The sequence below is a fragment of the Clostridioides sp. ZZV14-6387 genome, from assembly GCF_020657835.1.
In the GTDB taxonomy this organism is placed as follows: domain Bacteria; phylum Bacillota; class Clostridia; order Peptostreptococcales; family Peptostreptococcaceae; genus Clostridioides; species Clostridioides difficile_A.
In genome coordinates this window covers 1-18,157 of record NZ_JAGWCW010000014.1, presented here as the reverse complement: position 1 = coordinate 18,157, position 18,157 = coordinate 1, and the positions used below count along the sequence as shown (strand labels likewise).

At 30.0% G+C, this 18,157-nt stretch carries 13 protein-coding genes and 1 other annotated feature; of the genes, 1 reads left to right on the top strand and 12 read right to left on the bottom strand.

The window, feature by feature from the left end; translation table 11 throughout:
* The first annotated feature begins 179 nt into the window (after positions 1-179).
* Positions 180-1,631 (top strand): aminoacyl-histidine dipeptidase, encoded by a 1,452-nt coding sequence (locus KGF38_RS10330; protein WP_054269240.1) that lies wholly within the window; start codon positions 180-182, stop codon positions 1,629-1,631.
* 208 nt (positions 1,632-1,839) lie between these two features.
* Here KGF38_RS10330 and KGF38_RS10325 read toward each other — a convergent pair whose 3' ends face one another.
* From KGF38_RS10325 to KGF38_RS10270, 12 genes are all read right to left on the bottom strand, one after another.
* The gene (locus KGF38_RS10325; protein ID WP_227832335.1) at positions 1,840-4,314 is read right to left on the bottom strand and encodes a diguanylate cyclase domain-containing protein; all 2,475 of its coding nucleotides are present in this window, start codon (positions 4,312-4,314) and stop codon (positions 1,840-1,842) included.
* 226 nt (positions 4,315-4,540) lie between these two features.
* Positions 4,541-5,362, bottom strand: a complete 822-nt coding sequence (locus KGF38_RS10320; protein ID WP_054269239.1) for a nitroreductase family protein — start codon at positions 5,360-5,362, stop codon at positions 4,541-4,543.
* A 124-nt stretch (positions 5,363-5,486) separates the two neighbouring features.
* Positions 5,487-5,963 carry an NUDIX hydrolase gene (locus KGF38_RS10315; RefSeq protein WP_054269238.1) on the bottom strand — a complete coding sequence of 159 codons (477 nt, stop codon included), beginning with the start codon at positions 5,961-5,963 and terminating at the stop codon, positions 5,487-5,489.
* Positions 5,964-6,013: 50 nt separating this feature from the next.
* Positions 6,014-6,598, bottom strand: coding sequence for an HD domain-containing protein (locus tag KGF38_RS10310; protein WP_054269237.1), 585 nt, complete (start codon positions 6,596-6,598; stop codon positions 6,014-6,016).
* Between the two features lie 97 nt (positions 6,599-6,695).
* Positions 6,696-9,197, bottom strand: coding sequence for a U32 family peptidase (locus tag KGF38_RS10305; protein ID WP_223152678.1), 2,502 nt, complete (start codon positions 9,195-9,197; stop codon positions 6,696-6,698).
* Positions 9,198-9,354: 157 nt separating this feature from the next.
* Complete coding sequence (locus KGF38_RS10300; RefSeq protein ID WP_413926753.1) at positions 9,355-10,017, bottom strand: YoaK family protein; 663 nt, start codon at positions 10,015-10,017, stop codon at positions 9,355-9,357.
* Between the two features lie 179 nt (positions 10,018-10,196).
* The gene (zapA, locus tag KGF38_RS10295) at positions 10,197-10,787 is read right to left on the bottom strand and encodes a cell division protein ZapA (protein ID WP_054269234.1); all 591 of its coding nucleotides are present in this window, start codon (positions 10,785-10,787) and stop codon (positions 10,197-10,199) included.
* A 24-nt stretch (positions 10,788-10,811) separates the two neighbouring features.
* Entirely contained in the window at positions 10,812-13,205 is a 2,394-nt protein-coding gene (gene pheT / locus KGF38_RS10290) for a phenylalanine--tRNA ligase subunit beta (RefSeq protein WP_227832333.1), read from the bottom strand.
* 16 nt (positions 13,206-13,221) lie between these two features.
* Positions 13,222-14,241 (bottom strand): phenylalanine--tRNA ligase subunit alpha, encoded by a 1,020-nt coding sequence (pheS, locus tag KGF38_RS10285; RefSeq protein ID WP_021383457.1) that lies wholly within the window; start codon positions 14,239-14,241, stop codon positions 13,222-13,224.
* A gap of 49 nt (positions 14,242-14,290) precedes the next feature.
* Positions 14,291-14,525, bottom strand: a binding site (T-box leader).
* Positions 14,526-14,698: 173 nt separating this feature from the next.
* Positions 14,699-15,496 (bottom strand): TrmH family RNA methyltransferase, encoded by a 798-nt coding sequence (locus KGF38_RS10280; protein ID WP_227832331.1) that lies wholly within the window; start codon positions 15,494-15,496, stop codon positions 14,699-14,701.
* Positions 15,497-15,667: 171 nt separating this feature from the next.
* Positions 15,668-16,339 (bottom strand): potassium channel family protein, encoded by a 672-nt coding sequence (locus KGF38_RS10275; RefSeq protein WP_054269231.1) that lies wholly within the window; start codon positions 16,337-16,339, stop codon positions 15,668-15,670.
* Between the two features lie 206 nt (positions 16,340-16,545).
* Positions 16,546-17,922, bottom strand: coding sequence for a TrkH family potassium uptake protein (locus tag KGF38_RS10270; protein WP_054269230.1), 1,377 nt, complete (start codon positions 17,920-17,922; stop codon positions 16,546-16,548).
* Positions 17,923-18,157: the final 235 nt, after the last annotated feature.

Sequence of the window (18,157 nt, the reverse complement as noted above, 5' to 3'; positions counted from 1 at the left end):
ATTTTACACATATTTTGTATTATACTATGTATGTAGCTATCTATATATTATACATAAACATGCTTTATTTGTAATATAATCTGTTAAAAAATCTTCTTTAATATTTTTAAAGTAGTTTGTTTTAGCATGTTTTTAAAGAATAGCTACTTATATAGATAAACTAAGGAGGAACATAAGTCATGGGAAACGTATTAGAAGGATTAAAACCAGAAAATGTTTTTAAAAACTTTGAGAAAATATCTCAAATTCCTAGAGGTTCTGGAAATGAAAAAGGTATAAGTGATTATTTACTTAACTTTGGCAAAGATTTAGGTCTTGAAACTATTCAAGATGAAAGCTTAAACATAATAATAAGAAAGCCTGCTACAAAAGGATATGAGAATTGTCCAGGCGTAGTTCTTCAAGGACACATGGACATGGTTTGTGAAAAAGAAAAGAATGTTGAACATGATTTTCTTAAAGACCCTATAAAATTAAGAATCGATGGTGACATGATATATGCTACTGGAACTACTTTAGGAGCTGACAATGGTATAGCTGTTGCTATGGGTATGGCTATATTAGAAGACAACACTTTAGAGCATCCAGCATTAGAAGTTTTAGTTACTGTTAATGAAGAAGATGGTATGAATGGTGCTGATGCATTAGAGCCTAGCTTAATTAAAGGTCAATATATCCTAAATATGGACTCCGAGGAGGAAGGATACTTATTAGTTAGTTGTGCTGGTGGTAAAACTTGTGTTGTTAGTTTACCTGTTGAATACAAAGAAGTTGAAGCTGACAAGCAAGGTTTATTAGTTGAAGTTACTGGACTATTAGGTGGACACTCTGGTATGGAAATTGTTTTACAAAGAGCAAATGCTAATAAAGCAATAGCTAGAGTATTAAGCGTATTAGATGTTGACTATGATTTAGCTTCAGTTGATGGTGGAACTAAGCACAATGCTATACCTCGTGAAGCTAAGTGTGTAATAGCTGTTAATAAAGCTGATGTTGAAGTTGCTAAAAAACAAATAAATGAAATTTTAACTGCATTTAAACATGAGTTCACTACTTCTGACCCTGGTATGACTTATTCAGTAGCTGAAACTTCTGTAGAAAAAGTTCTTGCTAAAGATTGTAAAGAAAAAGTTGTTCAAATGTCAAGCTTAACTCCTCATGGTGTTCAATCTGTGAGCCTTGATATAGAAGGATTAGTTGAAAGTTCTACTAACTTCGCTATAATTGAAACTAAAGAATCTACTATTGAATTCTTAACTTCTGTTAGAAGTTCTGTTATGTCTATTAGAGATGAGATAGCTGATAGAATAAGACTTTTAGCTCAAGCTTTAGGTGCTGATTATGGTCTTACTTCTCAATATCCAGCTTGGGAGTTCAAAAAAGGTTCTAAATTAGAAAAAATATGTAGTGAAACTTATGAAAAATTAACTGGTAAAGTTCCTACTGTTATGGCTCTACATGCTGGTCTTGAGTGTGGATTATTACTTGATAAACTTCCTCATGCTGAAGCTATATCTATAGGACCAGATATGTTTGATGTTCATACTCCAAATGAACATGTTAGTATCCCTTCTATAGCTAATGTTTGGGATTATGTTATAGAAATATTAAAATCTATGAACCAATATTAAATCTAAAGTTTATTTGGATTGAGTCTTGGATACAATTATAGATTATAAATAAATCTATATTACGCTTAGTCTATAAATTAACATTATAAAAGTTTATAGGAATAAAGCCTAATGATGCATTTTTATATTTGTCATTAGGCTTTATTATTTTACTATATATTTTTATTTGATAGATTTTTTATTCTTTAAATGTATATAAAAAATTTTCCTATTCAGTAATTTTAAATCGATTTCTACCCTGCTTCTTCGAATTATAAAGTGCATCATCTGCCATTTTGTATATCTCATCATATGTCTGTCCTTGCTTTGATATTACACCGCCCATACTTACAGATATACTATTTCCATTTGGTAATTTAATGCCATGGATTTTATCATATAAAATATTACACTTTTCTATAAGACTTTCTGTATCCTTTACATTTTTAACATATATGCTAAATTCGTCACCCCCTAGGCGACCTACTATGTCACATTCATCAAAACATTTAACAAGAATATTTGCAACTGCAATCAGCATCTTATCTCCAACAAGATGACCATAAGTATCATTTATATCTTTAAAATAGTCAATATCTAAGATAAGTAAAGCTCCCCTTTCATTATGAGATAAATCATCTAAACTTTTTGTAGCCATATCCCTTATAGAAGCAGCATTAAAAATATTTGTTAAACTATCTCTTTGCGCTTTATCTAACAACCTCATTTTTTCCTCTTTTTCACAATCAATATTATGTAATTTGCCTATTGAATACACAGGAACATTCTTTTCATTATGAATTATCTTTGATGTAATTCTAACCCAATGAAACTCTCCATCAGGACAAACACAATACATTTCTGTTGAACCATTTTCTTGTTCCCTAATCAACTTAAAAAATTGTTCCCTATACTCTTTTTCAATTTCATTTTCATGTTCATCTTTACTATGACTTAAACCATTAAAGACATTAACTCCATTTTCTTGCATAGCAATCGTAATTTTATCTGCTTGATAATCATATTCAAAGAAATACTCACTTGCCATCTCATATACTTCAGTATGTTTTTTAAGTTCTAAAGAAATTCTCTGATTCATACTTGTACGAGTACGAAGACTCCAAGCCATAATTATAATAATACATAATGATATACTAGAGACTATAAGAATAGTTTGAATTGGATTTTCCTGCATAATATGAATTAGAGAAAAATTTGATATATATGTAGTATTCTTATAAATAATTGATTGCATGTTTTCAGTAGGCATACTATTAATAGCCTTATTTAATATACTATATAATTCCTGTTTGTTCTGTTTAGCTACACCAAAACAAAAACGATGTGGTTCATAGTTTTGTTGAATTAGACGAACATACTTATACTTGGGTTGATTGACATAATACTGTATAGCATATCCTTCACCATATGTATAATCGGCTCTTCCACTATTTACAGCTTCAATACACTCCTCTAATGTATCATACCAAATAATATTATTAGATGAATATTCTTTATAAGAAGTATCTTTTGTAAGAGCTAAACGTTTATTTTCTAGACTATCTTCATTAATCTTATTATTAATCATCATAATATACTGTGTAGAAATAAATGGGCGAGTCATGGCTACATGACGTTCACGTGCCCTTTCATAATCATAAGACATACCAGCTACAATATCAATCTTAGAATCTTTTATCATATTGTCCAATTCTTTCTGAGATTTCACAGGTATCATATCAAACTTTAAGCCAGTTTTATCTGAGATATAATTAAGTAAGTCTATTGAAATTCCCTTTAATTTACCTGTTTTATCATCTACATATTGAAATGGTGGATTTTTTAGTAAAACTCCTACTTGCAAAGTTTCTATATTTTTTATATATTCAGATTCCTTATTGGATAAAACTAACTCTTTATTTTCTGGTGTAAAATATTTCTCATATAATGTCTGTGAAAAATATGGGTCTGTTTGCTCAATATTAGAGATTGCTGAGTTGAGTTGTTGAGATAATTCTTTATTGCCTTTATATGTAATAAAATAGAATGGTTTAGGAGAAAATTTAGCTATAGTTCGAACACCATCTATATGATTCATACTGACATTAAGCATTGCATCTGCCTTTCCATCCTTTAATGCCTGTAACTGTTCTTCTCCTGTCTTACAAGGCACCAATTCAGGAGATATTTGATTCATTTCACAATATCTATCTAATTCTTTAATCTTATTAATTCCATTCTCTGGCACTGCAATACGCATGGTCTTTGTAACTTGTGAACTCACACTGTCAATATCTACATTGTCTTTAAGCACTTGTAATACTGTATTTACAGTCCCATAACTAGAACCTGCATAATCATATATTTTCTCTAATTGTTCATCGTATAACATTCCACCCATTAAGTCAACTTCGCCTTTTTCTAACATCTCCATAGATTTAAGAAGAGAAGTGTTTGTATCTCCTCCAACCCGAACAAACTCATAATTCCATCCAGTATACTGAGCAATTTCTTGTAAGTATTCATAGTTATATCCAGAGTATCTACCTTGTTCATCTACTTCATTTAGACCTTCTTGAATAGGATAAGCAACACGTATAGTACGATTATCATTATTCATGGCATTAATATCAAAAGGAAATATACAAAAAGTGAATATGGACACAATTATAAAAGTTAAAGAAAATAACTTTTTCAAATTCACTACCGCTTCCTCCATATAATAATATTTACAGTGTATACACTGTATAATTTTCTGGGTTTTAAAATATAAGTTAGTATAAAAAAGGACATAAAATTTCGTAAAAAATTTAATATCCTCATTCATACATAATATAATTTGATTATACTCCATTTAACTTGCCTTTACAATAAATTTGATATATTAGCAAATTATTTATCTTAATTTGATATATAATATTATTTTTAATTTATATTATATCAAGTTTAGCATCATTTCTATTTACAGTTCTTTTATATTTTACATTTGGATAACCTAATATAAATGAAGTTATAACTGCCTCATTATCATTCATTCCTAATAACTCTTTTATCTTTGGCTCTATATTTGATGCCATAACAAAGAATCCATTATAACACATTCCTAATCCTTGTGAATAAGCCATAAGCTCCATATTAGATGCAGCTAATCCTCCATCTACATATACACTTCCACCTAAAGAAATATCACCAACAACTACCATAAGTAATGGTGCATCGTAAAATAAAGAATCAATTCCCTTTTCTTTATATCCTTTATACATTCTCTTAAATGTGTTTTTGTATATAGAACGAACAGGGTCTTCATCATCAGTATTTAGTGCCATATTGTAAAGCCCTTCTATTGCCAATTCTTTTACTTCTTTTAATTTATCTTTTACCAATATGTATCTTAGAGGCTGTCTATTTCCACCTGTTGGCGTATATCTACCAGCTTCTACTATATTTCTTATTTTTTCTTCTTCTACTTCTATGTCTTTGTAGTCTCTTATACTTCTTCTAAATTTTATGAAATTCATTAAGTTTTCAGATTCTAAGTCAAAAGTCTCATGATTGTATTCTAATACTTCACTCTTATCAAATCCCTGCATTTCTATAGAGTCTGTTGGGCAAATTGCCATACAGTGACCACAATTAATACAGAGAATATTTTTTACCTTTGCTTTATTTTCTCTAACTTTTATTGCATTTACAAGGCAGTCTGATTCACACAAGCCACAACCTACGCATGTTTCTAAATTTATGTCTATCATTCTAGATTTTTCCTCCATTTAAAAATTTTACTTTAGTATAAAGCAAATAGTTGTCTAAGTCAATTTTTATTTTTTTAACAATATTAACTCCAAATCAAGTCTAAATTGAAAATATGTATACAAATTAAGTTAAGAAATTTACACTATAATCTTCCAATTTTCCGTTATTGTATATTATCTTTGCACTAAAAACTTTACCAGTCTTAGCCCAATTCAAAAACAATCTGTCACCTTCCCACATATTTAAGTCAAATATTTTATCATTGTCTACCCAAATTAATTTTCCTTCTTTACAATCATCCAAATCTTTTTCGGATAAGTCACCTTCAAAATCATCTGAAAAATATAAGAACATGTACCAGTCCTCATCATTCTTAAACTTTGGAAAAGTTATCAATCCTTTATATGTTAGCGAGTTAAGAGTAAGCCCAGTTTCTTCTTTAACTTCTCTAATTACACAATCTTCAGGAGTCTCTCCTTGCTCAAACTTTCCTCCAACTCCTACATATTTACCTTCATGTATATCATCTTTCTTTTTATTTCTATATAACATTAAAGTCTTTCCATCTTTTTCTATATAACAAATAGTTGTAAGCTTCATACATCCCGCCTTACTTTCTTTTCCTATTTTTTATTCGTATATTATTGGTATTATTCATTTTCATTACTCTCAAGAACATCACTGATATTCTTCATTGCATTAAGAGAAAGCTCTGCAAATTCATCAAATGGAATCCCTATATCTTCTATACTTCTCATTGCATCTCTATTTACATTTGAAGCAAATCTTGTTTCTTTCATTCTTTTAATTACAGACTTTGTTTTTACACTAGTAAGCTTTTTATCTGGATAAACTAACGCTATAGCAGTTATAAAACCAGTTATAGGGTCTGCTGCATATATAGCTTTTTCCATTAGACTAGTTCTTGTAACTCCCATTCCATCATGATGACCAAGTATTGCTCTATACATCTCTTCATCACCAAAGTTTTCTTTTTTAAGCAGTTCCACTGTTGTTGTAGCATGTCCTTCACAGATTTCCCCTGGCTTTCTCCCAACTATATCTGAATCTAAATCATGTAAAAGGCCTGCAACTGCCCACTCTTCTTCTTTTTCTGGCTCTAATCTTTTAGCTAAGTCTCTCATAACTGCTTCAACAGCATAACAATGTTTTCTCATTCTATCAGTCTCTAAATACTTAAATAAAATTTCTAAAGCTTCTTCTCTCATTTTCATTATTCCCCCTATTTTTTCATGTATATGATATTTTTATATTTTAATACACATAAATTTAAGTTTATTTATATATTTATGTATATTTTTCATATTATATCTATTCTACACCTTTATAGTAGTGTCCTGCAACTGTTCCAATTTCATCCAATTTCTTATATAAATTAGTGGCCTTTTCTCCAAGCTTAAAATCATTACTCAAAACCTCAATATGGGCTTCAATAACCTTTTTAACCATCTCACTATCTTCTACTGTAAAATCTATTCTAAACACATCTATTCCAATTTCATCTAACTCATATAGATTATCCAACATACAAGTTACCTTTGAATTGTAAATCGTACTTCTACAGAATATATCTTGTGTTATTCTATAACTTGCATCTGTAAAATCTCTTAAGGCATAGCTACTTTCCTTACATTTAGCAACTCTCTTGTCCTTTTTACAATCCCTAACAACAACTCCCATAGGGCAGTATTCCGTAATCATCATAGGAGTATATCCATATATTACTGCTTCAATTTCTACATCTGTATATTTTAAAGTTTGTTTGATTTCATTTAAATTTAATTCTTGTGATAAACAAACTGTACCTGCTCCCTCATCTTTGAAGTGATTTATACTTTCACTATTAAATGCATTTAAATAGCAATCTATATTTAAATCTTTTCCTTTAAAATATTCCATAGAACCCCAGTTACCAATTTGAACCTTATTGATTCCTTTTATATTATCTAATGTTTCAAATTGCTTATATTCCTTATTTCTAATAATTCGTGGTACTGAATATATTAATCTACTTTCAGTATTTTCAACACTAGAACTCTTTTCACCAGAAGTATTTATGTTATTTACATTTGAAACTATTGATTCTTTAGAAATATTTGATACCATTTCTAAGGCTTTTGATAATGTATTTATATCTTCATAATAAATTAAATCCACATTGTACTTTAATACTGCTTCTAATTGCTCTAAGTTCTTGACTTTAACTCTAATTTTAGGGACTGTATTAAGTTTTTTCTGTTTATTTACTCTGTCTGGTTGGTATTTTAATCTATTCTCCTTAAACTTTCTACCTTTTATTTTTATTCTTTCTTGGTCTAAAAGCTCAATACAATCTCTTCTCATTTGATTTAGAACACTTATAGGCATACTTACACCTTCATCCAAATCAATTTCTATATCTTTTGATGTATAAGGAGTATTACCAAGCTTTTGGATTTGTGTCTCTATTTTCTCCTTGCTTAAAGCTACTTTTATAGCTTTTTCAACTATCTTTTCTCCCTCTACAATTGATGTATTCCCACAGAAATCACTTATAGAAAGCACAGGCTTTTTACCTAGTTTAATACTTGCTTTTGCTTTTATATTAGTTTTTATTAACTCCTTATCTTGTTGGAATGTAGCTTGTACTCTATCCATCAACTCACTATCTGAAGTCTTAAATATAAGCTGATTTCTCTTTGCTTCTCCAACAAAATCTAATTCTATCAAATCGCCTTTATGTGCTATTGTAGTTATATCTCCATCTTTTATTATCCTTCCAATAGTACCTCCACCTAGATTGATTCCATCACCTTTTTTAAGTGTGTTTTCTAATATGACTCTAAGCCTTTTGCTTCTTCTATTGTAATCTAAAACTTTTCCAACATATAGACCTTGATTATTAGGTCTATTGGAGTTCATTACATCCTTACCAACTTCACCTAGTATATATCCTTTTGTAAACTTTCTATTAAATATAGTATACAAATTATTTATTATTTCATCAGAAATACTTATTTTATTCTTATCTACAAATTCATTAATTGCTTCTCTATATCCTGAAACTACAGTAGCTACATATTCAGGCTTTTTCATTCTTCCTTCTATTTTTAGAGATAATACACCTGCTTCAATTATTTTATCTAATTCCTCTATAGTACTTAAATCTCTAGGACTCAACAAATAATCTCCATCACTCTTTACTACTTCACCTGTATTTATATCTATCAACTCATATTTTTGTCTACATGGTTGTGCACATCTACCCCTATTTCCAGACCTATTCCCTATCATACTACTCATAAGGCACTGACCTGAGTAACATACACATAAAGCCCCATGCACAAAGACCTCTATATCTACAGTCGTATTCTCACAAATCCATTTTATCTCATCCACATTTAATTCTCTTGCTAAAACAACTCTATCAAAGCCAACACTTTGAAGATACTTAACATCTTCTAATGAATGAGCTACCATTTGAGTACTTGCATGTAGTTCAAAATCAGGTAATAGTTTTTTTATAAGCCTTGCCATTCCTATATCTTGCACTATTAAAGCATCAATATCTATATCATATAAAAATTTTACATATTCTACAAAATCCTCTATTTCATACTGTTTTATCAATGTATTCACTGTGACAAAAACTTGTACTCCCCTTATATGAGAGTATTTAACAGCATCAATTAGCTCATTTCTATCAAAGTTGTTTGCAGATGCTCTTGCACTAAAGTCTTTACCACCTAAGTACACAGCATTTGCTCCATTTTGTACTGCTGCTTTTAATGAATCAAAAGAGCCAACTGGTGCAAGTAATTCTATTTTTTTCATATTTTTCTCCTCTATTTATACTTATTAGATTAATATAATTATCTATAACACACACTTACATTAAATTTATACACTACTTACTATATTTAACTTGATATACTATTTACCATATACAGTATATCAAATAATAAATCATTTTTTATCAATTTATACTAAGTTAGTTTTCGTTAAATGAATCATCCTTATTGATAAACATAACTCCAAAGACTACTGCCAAAATAAAGAAACATACTAGGATTGACTTTTCCACAAAAATCTTTGTAAAAAAAGTTCCTAAAATAGCCCCAGATATAAAGAATACAATAATTGCATAGTACTGCAAACTCTTTTTTATCATAAAAACATTCTTGGTCTGTATATAATGAAATAATGTTTCTGTAGCGCTTCTTAAATTTCCAGTACACATTGTAGTTGCAAAACTGTTTCCATTTACTTTTCTAAAACTCTCTACCTGCATTGAACAAATAAAAGATATAGCAACATTTACAAACATATTGAATCGTCCTCTAGGTACAAAAGAAACTACAAGTATTGTAATCATTTCAATTATAATGATAACTTGACGCCAATGAATCTTAGAGTTATCTTTAAAGTACTTTCTTATCTTCTCTGCTATAAATACACCTAACATAAATGCCAAAATAGGAATCAAGTAATAAAAAGATTTTTTTATATTCCCTTCTGCTATATTAAGCCCTAATAAAACTATGTTTCCAGTCTGTGCATTGGCAAAGACCTTTCCTCTTACTACATAAGTATAAATATCTAAAAATCCTCCTGTTATTGCCAATAAAGAACATAAGAAGAATGATTCAGACATCTGGCTCTGGCTTGTCATATATAAAACATCTCACTTTCTAATGATAGATACCAAATCAAAATTATTTTAGATACTATTTTTTATTAATATTAAAAAAACTTTTATCTGTATAAATATTTGTATTTATACATTAAAAGAAGCTGTCTCAACAAACAATAGAGACAGCAAATCTTTTAATTTTATTTCACATTTTTTTCATCATTATTTAACCCTGTACATTTTAGCTGTAAATCATAAGCTTTGTTTTGAAACTCAGAAGCTAAATTCTCAGCTATTGTAGCTCTCTCATTTGCCTCTTCAAGTTGAGCACTTAGTTCCTCAATCTTGCTTTTATAAGCATCTAACTCGGCTCTAGAACCTTCTGTCGTATTACTAAGTTCGAATATTTCTTGCTTTTTATTTTCTATAATATCAATTAACTCTTTCATCTTAGCCTCAGTTTCACGACTTTCTGCTTCTTTTTCTGCTATTGTAAGCTTTAGAGACTTGATTTCTAATTGAAGTTCTTCATTAGATGCCCCAACTTTTTTACTCAATTCTTCATTAGCTTTAATCAACTTTTCATTCTCATCTGAACATTCAAATAAAAGGTCTGATATATTTAATGCAGTTAATATCGCAGCAACTGATAAGCTTAATTTCGGGTTTTGACGTGTTATTTTATCCATTTCTTTGTCAACAAAATCAGCAATACTAATCATAAACTTCTCTGACTTATCTCCAACCATTGGATATTCAACGCCATGGATTTTAACCATTACTTTGTTCATCCTAACCTCCCCCGACATTAGTTGTTAATTTGATCTTAAGTTAGCATTCAATTTTTCGCTTAATTCACTTAATATCTTATCATGCACCTTAGCTACATCTTCGTCTGTTAGAGTTTTATCCTTACTTCTATAAGTTATTGAATATGCAATTGACTTGTATCCAGCCTCTATTTGAGAACCTTTGTAAACGTCAAATAACTTGTAACTTTCTACTAATCCTTGACCATTTTCCTTTATTATATCTTCTATTTGTTTTACAAATACATCCTCTTTAACAATAAGAGCTATATCTCTTGATGTAGATGGATATTTTGGTAATGGTACATAATTCTTTGTTCTATCAGAATTATCAAATACAAAGTCAATATCTATTTCAGCGACATAAACTCTTTGACCTAGATTGTAATTTTCTATAACATCTGGATGCAATTCACCTAATGTACCTACATATTTATTATTATACACTATTTTAGCACATCTACCAGGGTGGAAGGTAGTATTATTATCTTGAGGTTCAATTTCATATCCTTTAAATCCTACATTTACAAGTATTGTTTCTATAGCACCTTTTAATGCAAAGAAATCAACATCTTTACCATACATACCTACACACATTCTATTTTCTTCTTTAGGTAACTCTGAATCTTGTGGTATGAATATATGTCCACACTCAAATGCATATACTTCTTCTATTTTATGAGATACATTAGTTGATAAAACATCTAACATGTTTGGTATTAGAGTAGTTCTCATTACAGAAGTTTCTTCTCCTAATGGGTTAAGTAATTTAACAAAGTTTCTCTTAGCATTACCTTCTGGTACTCTTATCTTATCTACTCCCTTAGGGCTTACAAATGAATATGTTAATATTTCGTTTAATCCTACAGCAGTTGAATTATCTTTTAAAGAGTCCATGAATTTTTGTTTTGAAGTTTTGATTCCTGCTGTTGTATTTCCTTCTAATTGTACAGAAGGTATGTTTTCAAATCCATAAATTCTAGCTATTTCTTCCCATACATCAGCTTCTTGCTCCATATCTGTTCTAAAACTTGGTACATCTATTTCTAATTTATCATTAGCTATTAAATTACATTTAAATTCTAATGATTCTAAAATTCCCACAAACTGTTCCATTGGTACATCTACACCTAGAAGATGATTAATTCTTTGAGGATTTACTACCAATTTTTTAGGCTCTGGTTTATTTGGATATACATCTACAACACCTTTTAAAACTTTACCTGCTCCTAACATCTCAACAAGTTGTACAGCTCTATTTGCTGCTATCTCTGCAATATTAGGGTCTAAATCTTTTTCATTTCTTGAAGATGCTTCTGATCTAATTCCAACTTTTTTAGCTGTCATTCTTATGTTTTCTGGTTTGAAATTAGCACTCTCGAAAAGTACAGTCTTTGTACTGTTAGTTATTTCTGAGTTAGCACCACCCATTACACCAGCTATACCAAGCGATTTTTCTCCATTTGTTATAACTAGCACATCTTTATCTAATGTTCTTTCAACATCATCTAATGTTACAAGTTTTTCTCCATCTTTAGCAGTTCTTACTACTATTCTTCCAGTCTCTACTTGATTTATATCAAAAGCATGAAGTGGTTGACCAAGCTCTAACATTACGAAGTTTGTTATATCAACTATGTTACTTATAGGTCTTACACCTGCTTCTGTAAGTCTTCTTTGCATCCAATATGGAGAAGGTTCTATTTTTACATCAGTAACCATTCTAGCAAAATATCTTCTACATAAGTCTGGATTGTCTATTTCAACTTTGAAGTCTATCTCTTCATCACTTTCTTCTACTTCAATTTCAGGATATTTTACTTTTGTTCCTATAGTTGCAGCTGCTTCTCTAGCTATACCTATCATACATTTGCAGTCAGGTCTATTTGAAGTTAATTCAAAATCTATTAAAGCATCTTTTAATCCTAAAACATCTTTTATATCTTTTCCCAATTCATATGAATCTTCGTGGTCTAAAATATATATACCACCTCTTTTGTACTCTTCAATGTAATGTTCATCTATACCTAATTCAGCTGCTGAACACATCATACCATCTGATAATTCACCTCTGAAGTCAGTTTGTTTGATTTCAACTCCTCCAGGTAATTTAGAACCATTTACAGCTACTGGAATATAATCTCCTTCTGATATATTTGTAGCTCCTGTAACTATTTGAACAACTTTATCTCCAATATCTACCTTAGTTATAACTAACTTATCAGCATTTGGATGTTGTTTTATTTCTAAAATCTTTCCAACCAATATATTTTCTATCTCTTCACCATAATAATCTATTGTTTCAACTTTAGTTCCTGTCATTGTCATTTTATCAGCGAACTCTTTTACATCCATGTCTATATCAACATAGTCTCTAAGCCATTTTAAAGATACTAACATCTACATACCCTCCTAATTAAAATTGATTTAAGAATCTCATATCATTTTCGAATAATAATCTAATATCATCTATTTCATATTTAAGCATTGCAAGTCTTTCAACCCCAACTCCAAATGCAAATCCACTGTAAACCTCTGGGTCTATTCCACAATTTCTAAGAACGTTTGGATGAACCATACCTGAACCTAATATTTCTATCCAACCTTCATACTTACACATTGGGCAACCTTTACCACCACATTTGAAACAAGTAACATCAACTTCTGCACTTGGCTCTGTAAATGGGAAGTTGTGAGGTCTAAACTTCGTTTTGATATCAGAACCAAACAATTTTTCAACGAAGATATCCATAGTTCCTTTAAATTCTGCCATAGTAACATCTTTCCCAACAACAAGCCCTTCTATCTGATGGAACATTGGTGAATGTGTTGCATCTGGCGAATCTGATCTAAAGCATCTACCTGGTGCAATTACTTTTATTGGTAACTCTTGACTTCTCATAGTTCTTACTTGAACTGGAGATGTTTGAGTTCTAAGTAATACACCATCATTCATATAGAATGTATCACTCATATCTCTTGATGGATGGTCTTTAGGAGCATTTAAAGCATCAAAGTTATTATCAACAGTCTCAACTTCTGGACCTTCTGCTACAGAGAATCCCATTCCAATAAATATGTCTGTTACTTCATCTATGATTTGAGTTATTGGATGTCTCTTTCCAACCTTTAGAATTTTTCCTGGTTGAGTAACATCTATTACTTCTTCTTTTAATTTTCTTTCTTTTTCAATAGCATTTAATTCTTCTTTCTTAGAATTTATGCTAAGTTCAATATTCTCTCTTACATCATTAGCAACCTTACCAACTACTGGTCTTTCCTCAGCAGATAATTTTCCCATCTCTTTAAGTATGGCAGTTATCTCACCTTTTTTTCCTAAATACTTAACTCTTAAACTTTCTACACTTTCTATGCTTTGTGCCTCTTTTATTTCAGCTAAAGCTGCTTCACGTAAAGCAAGTAATTTTTCTTGCACACATATCACCCTTTCGTTTTTTTGTATAAAAAAAGCCCCTCAATCCCTGTCTAGGGACGAAAGGCTATAGTTTCGCGGTACCACCCTAGTAGTTTAACAATTAAAAAATCATCAAACCACCTCTAACAAACTTAACGCGTTTTTCACGTCAAAGCCTACTATCAAGTTTCAGCTCTGTTACTCCAGAGGGAACTTCTCCTGACCTCTTAGAAAACACTCCCAGCCTAGGTGTTTATCTCTTTACTAAGTTTAATCAAAATACTTTCCTCTTTCATTGTATCTACAATATTATATTGTTTATTTTAGTATTATATCATTTCCATTCAAATTATGTGACTATTTTTAATATACATCTAATACATAATTAATTCAATTATTTTTTAAATATATTGACTATTTTTGATATTCTACTATTTAATTCAAGATTATAACATGACATTATATTTATTACAATACATTAAATCAAGTATTTTTTTATTTCATACATCAATATAGCAGAGCTTATTGCTGCATTTAACGACTCAGCTTTACCATATATAGGTATCTTAACCAAAATATCAGACTTTGATACAAGTTCTTCATTTATTCCATTAGCTTCATTTCCTATCACCAAAGCAACTTTTGAACCATAATCTATTTTATCATAAAAATTATCTGTATTTAGATAGCTTGAAACTATATTAAAACCCAATGATTTAATCATATCCACAGTATCATCTTGAGAGGCATTAATTATATTCATATCAAAAATAGAGCCCATAGTCGACCTAATTACCTTTGGATTATATATATCAACACATCCCTTTAGTGCTATTATGGCATCCACTCCAGCAGAATCAGCAGTTCTTATTATAGTTCCCATATTTCCTGGGTCCTGTATTCTGTCCAAAATTAACACAAATTTATCTTTGTTATTTATATTTTCTTTTAAATTTTTTTCTTTAAATGAAACCACACCTATTATACCTTGGGTGTTTTCTGTATCTATAAGTTCCTTAAAGTTTTTATTACTAGTCTTATATATCTTTGTATGTTTTTTATCTAAATCTTCTAATAGTTCCACATGTTCCTTCTTATTTTCAAAGTCATCATTGATAAATACATAATCAAGACTTGCCCCACATTCAAGTGCAAGTACTACTATTCTATATCCTTCTACTATGAACTTTGATTCTTTATTTCTGTTTTTTGACTTCAATAGTGCTTTTGTATACTTTAACTTTTCATTATCCTTACTGCTTATATTCGTAATCATTTTATCTAAATGCTAAACTTATCTTAGCATAACCTCCTTACTTTACTTTTAATTAAAATCATACTCTTCCAAATCCTACTTTTGATTAAATAAAAATAGTATCATATAACTATTCATAATTATATGATACTATCTACTTTTATTGCAATTAAATATATATTAAATAATAAATTATCTTCTTCTAATTATCCCCTTATTTCCAGATGTTATGGCTGTTATACTAGTATTTTGACCAATTATAACTAGAATGCTTCCAGCTGTAAGTTCTTCATCTGGAGAAGGTGTAACATTTATATTTTTACCTGTTTTTATAGCAAGTACAGTTATCTCATATCTAGCTCTTAATTCAAGCTCTACTAAAGTCTTACCAACCCAACCATTTGGAGTTACGATTTCAACAATTGAGTACTCTGGGTCAAGCTCTATATGGTCTAATATGTTATCAGAAACTAAATTGTGTGCAACTCTTACTCCCATATCTCTTTCTGGGAATACAACTCTATCTGCACCAATTTTATAAAGTACTTTAGCTTGTAATTCATCCTTTGCCTTACATATTATCAGCTCTACACCCATCTCTTTAGCTATAAGAGTCGCCATTATAGATGCTCTTATATCAGAACCTATTGCAACTACTGCCACATCAAAGTTACCTAAACCTAATGATCTTAATGCTTGTTCATCAGTAACATCTACTATAAGTGAGTGAGTTACCTTATCAGATACACTTTGAACTGAATCTTCATTTTTGTCTATTGCCATTACTTGATGTCCTAAAAGATGCATAGTAGATGCAACAGAGCTTCCAAATCTCCCACACCCAATGACTATATATTGCTTCATCTCGAAACTTCCTCCCTAATACACAATTTGTATAATATCATTTAAATTACTTGTTATGCATATAAATTTTATATATAACGTATAATTTTTATATATACATAAATTAATTTTAATTTACTATTTTTATTTATGTTTTATTTATTAATCAAACTTATTTGTTCACACTACTATATCTAATTCCATTACTTTATTAATAAATTTATATTTTAACCAACCATAATCTTACCTTCTGCGTATCTGACTGGTTGGCTCTTTCTTCTACCTCCAGAAAGTATTGCCATAAATAAAGTAAGAGAACCAACTCTACCCATAAACATAAAGATTATTATTATAATCTTTCCTAAAGCATTTAGGTTTGGACTTCCAGCTAAACTTGAACCTACTGTAGCAAGTGCTGATGTAACCTCAAATGCTGATTGAACTAATGTAAAATTAGGCTGAGTTATTGAAATAATCAAAGTTCCAAAAATAACTGCTGATATACTAATTACAAATATACCCAGAGATTTTTTTATAGTTGCTGGAGCTAATCTTCTTTCAAAGGCTTCTATATCTGATTTTCCTGATAGAAAACTTCTAACAGTAATTATCAAAACAGCCAGTGTCGTAGTTTTTATACCTCCTCCAGTAGATGCAGGTGATGCTCCAATAAACATCAAAATTATCATTATAAATATACTACTTTCTTGTAAAGTAGCTAAATCAAGTGTATTAAATCCAGCAGTTCTTGCCGTTACTGATTGAAATATTGCTGATAATACTTTTCCCTTTAGAGGCAAGTCCGCCATAGTGGCTTTTTGATTAAATTCTATAATAAAAATGAATAATGCACCTACTATAATAAGTGTCGCAGTTGAAAATAAGACAACTTTAGAATGCACATTTAATTTTGATAATCTTCTTTTTCTTACAATATCAAGCACGACTGGGAATCCTAGCCCCCCAAACACTATAAGTGTAGAAATAGTCATTGATATTGTGAAGTTATTTACATATGAATTTAGTGATGTAAATGGTCCACTTACACTTCCCATTAAATCAAATCCGGCATTACAAAATGCTGATATTGCGTGAAATACACTATACCATATTCCTCTAGATAAACCAAATTGCGGAATAAAGACAGTTGATAAAATCAATGCACCTATTCCTTCTATTGTTATGGTTATTATTAATACAAATCTTGTAAGTTTTACAAGACCTGACAAATCAGCTTGATTCAGTGATTCTTGTATTAATAACCTTTCTCTTAGTTGTATTTTTTTTCGTGCCATAAGTGAAAACATTGTGGCTACAGTCATAAATCCAAGTCCACCAATTTGTATCAACGTTATTATAACTATCTGTCCAAATAAACTCCAATAAGTTGCCGTATCTACCATAACTAGACCAGTGACACAAACCGCTGAGGTAGCCGTAAATAGAGCATTCAATAACCCTATACTTTCTCTACTCTGCGACGCTATCGGGAGTGTCAACAACAATGCTCCAATTACAATAATCGCTGCAAACCCAGATACCATTATTTGAGTAGGTCGCATTCCATCTGCGTAGAGAATAAGTCTTCTAACTATTGTTTTCAACTTTCTTTATACCTCCTTAACATAAAATCACTACTGTTAAGACCCTTAATTTGTTTATTTTTAGAGCTTTCCTCTAAATTATTATTCTATTATAGTATAAATATTGTATAAAGACAATGATATGAATCTTTATAATTCTTGTTTGGAATATTGCAAATTTTTATATATATCTTTTAATTTGAATTTTACCAAAAACATCCATATTTTTCACATATAATAGGTCTAAGACTATCAT

What these genes read in the sequence shown, in the direction of transcription:
- KGF38_RS10330 (WP_054269240.1), top strand. Translation starts at nt 180, where the DNA reads ATGGGAAACGTATTAGAAGGATTAAAACCAGAAAATGTTTTTAAAAAC.
- KGF38_RS10320 (WP_054269239.1), bottom strand. Translation starts at nt 5,362, where the DNA reads ATGATAGACATAAATTTAGAAACATGCGTAGGTTGTGGCTTGTGTGAA.
- KGF38_RS10315 (WP_054269238.1), bottom strand. Translation starts at nt 5,963, where the DNA reads ATGAAGCTTACAACTATTTGTTATATAGAAAAAGATGGAAAGACTTTA.
- KGF38_RS10310 (WP_054269237.1), bottom strand. Translation starts at nt 6,598, where the DNA reads ATGAAAATGAGAGAAGAAGCTTTAGAAATTTTATTTAAGTATTTAGAG.
- KGF38_RS10305 (WP_223152678.1), bottom strand. Translation starts at nt 9,197, where the DNA reads ATGAAAAAAATAGAATTACTTGCACCAGTTGGCTCTTTTGATTCATTA.
- KGF38_RS10300 (WP_413926753.1), bottom strand. Translation starts at nt 10,017, where the DNA reads ATGTCTGAATCATTCTTCTTATGTTCTTTATTGGCAATAACAGGAGGA.
- zapA (WP_054269234.1), bottom strand. Translation starts at nt 10,787, where the DNA reads ATGAACAAAGTAATGGTTAAAATCCATGGCGTTGAATATCCAATGGTT.
- pheT (WP_227832333.1), bottom strand. Translation starts at nt 13,205, where the DNA reads ATGTTAGTATCTTTAAAATGGCTTAGAGACTATGTTGATATAGACATG.
- KGF38_RS10280 (WP_227832331.1), bottom strand. Translation starts at nt 15,496, where the DNA reads ATGATTACGAATATAAGCAGTAAGGATAATGAAAAGTTAAAGTATACA.
- KGF38_RS10275 (WP_054269231.1), bottom strand. Translation starts at nt 16,339, where the DNA reads ATGAAGCAATATATAGTCATTGGGTGTGGGAGATTTGGAAGCTCTGTT.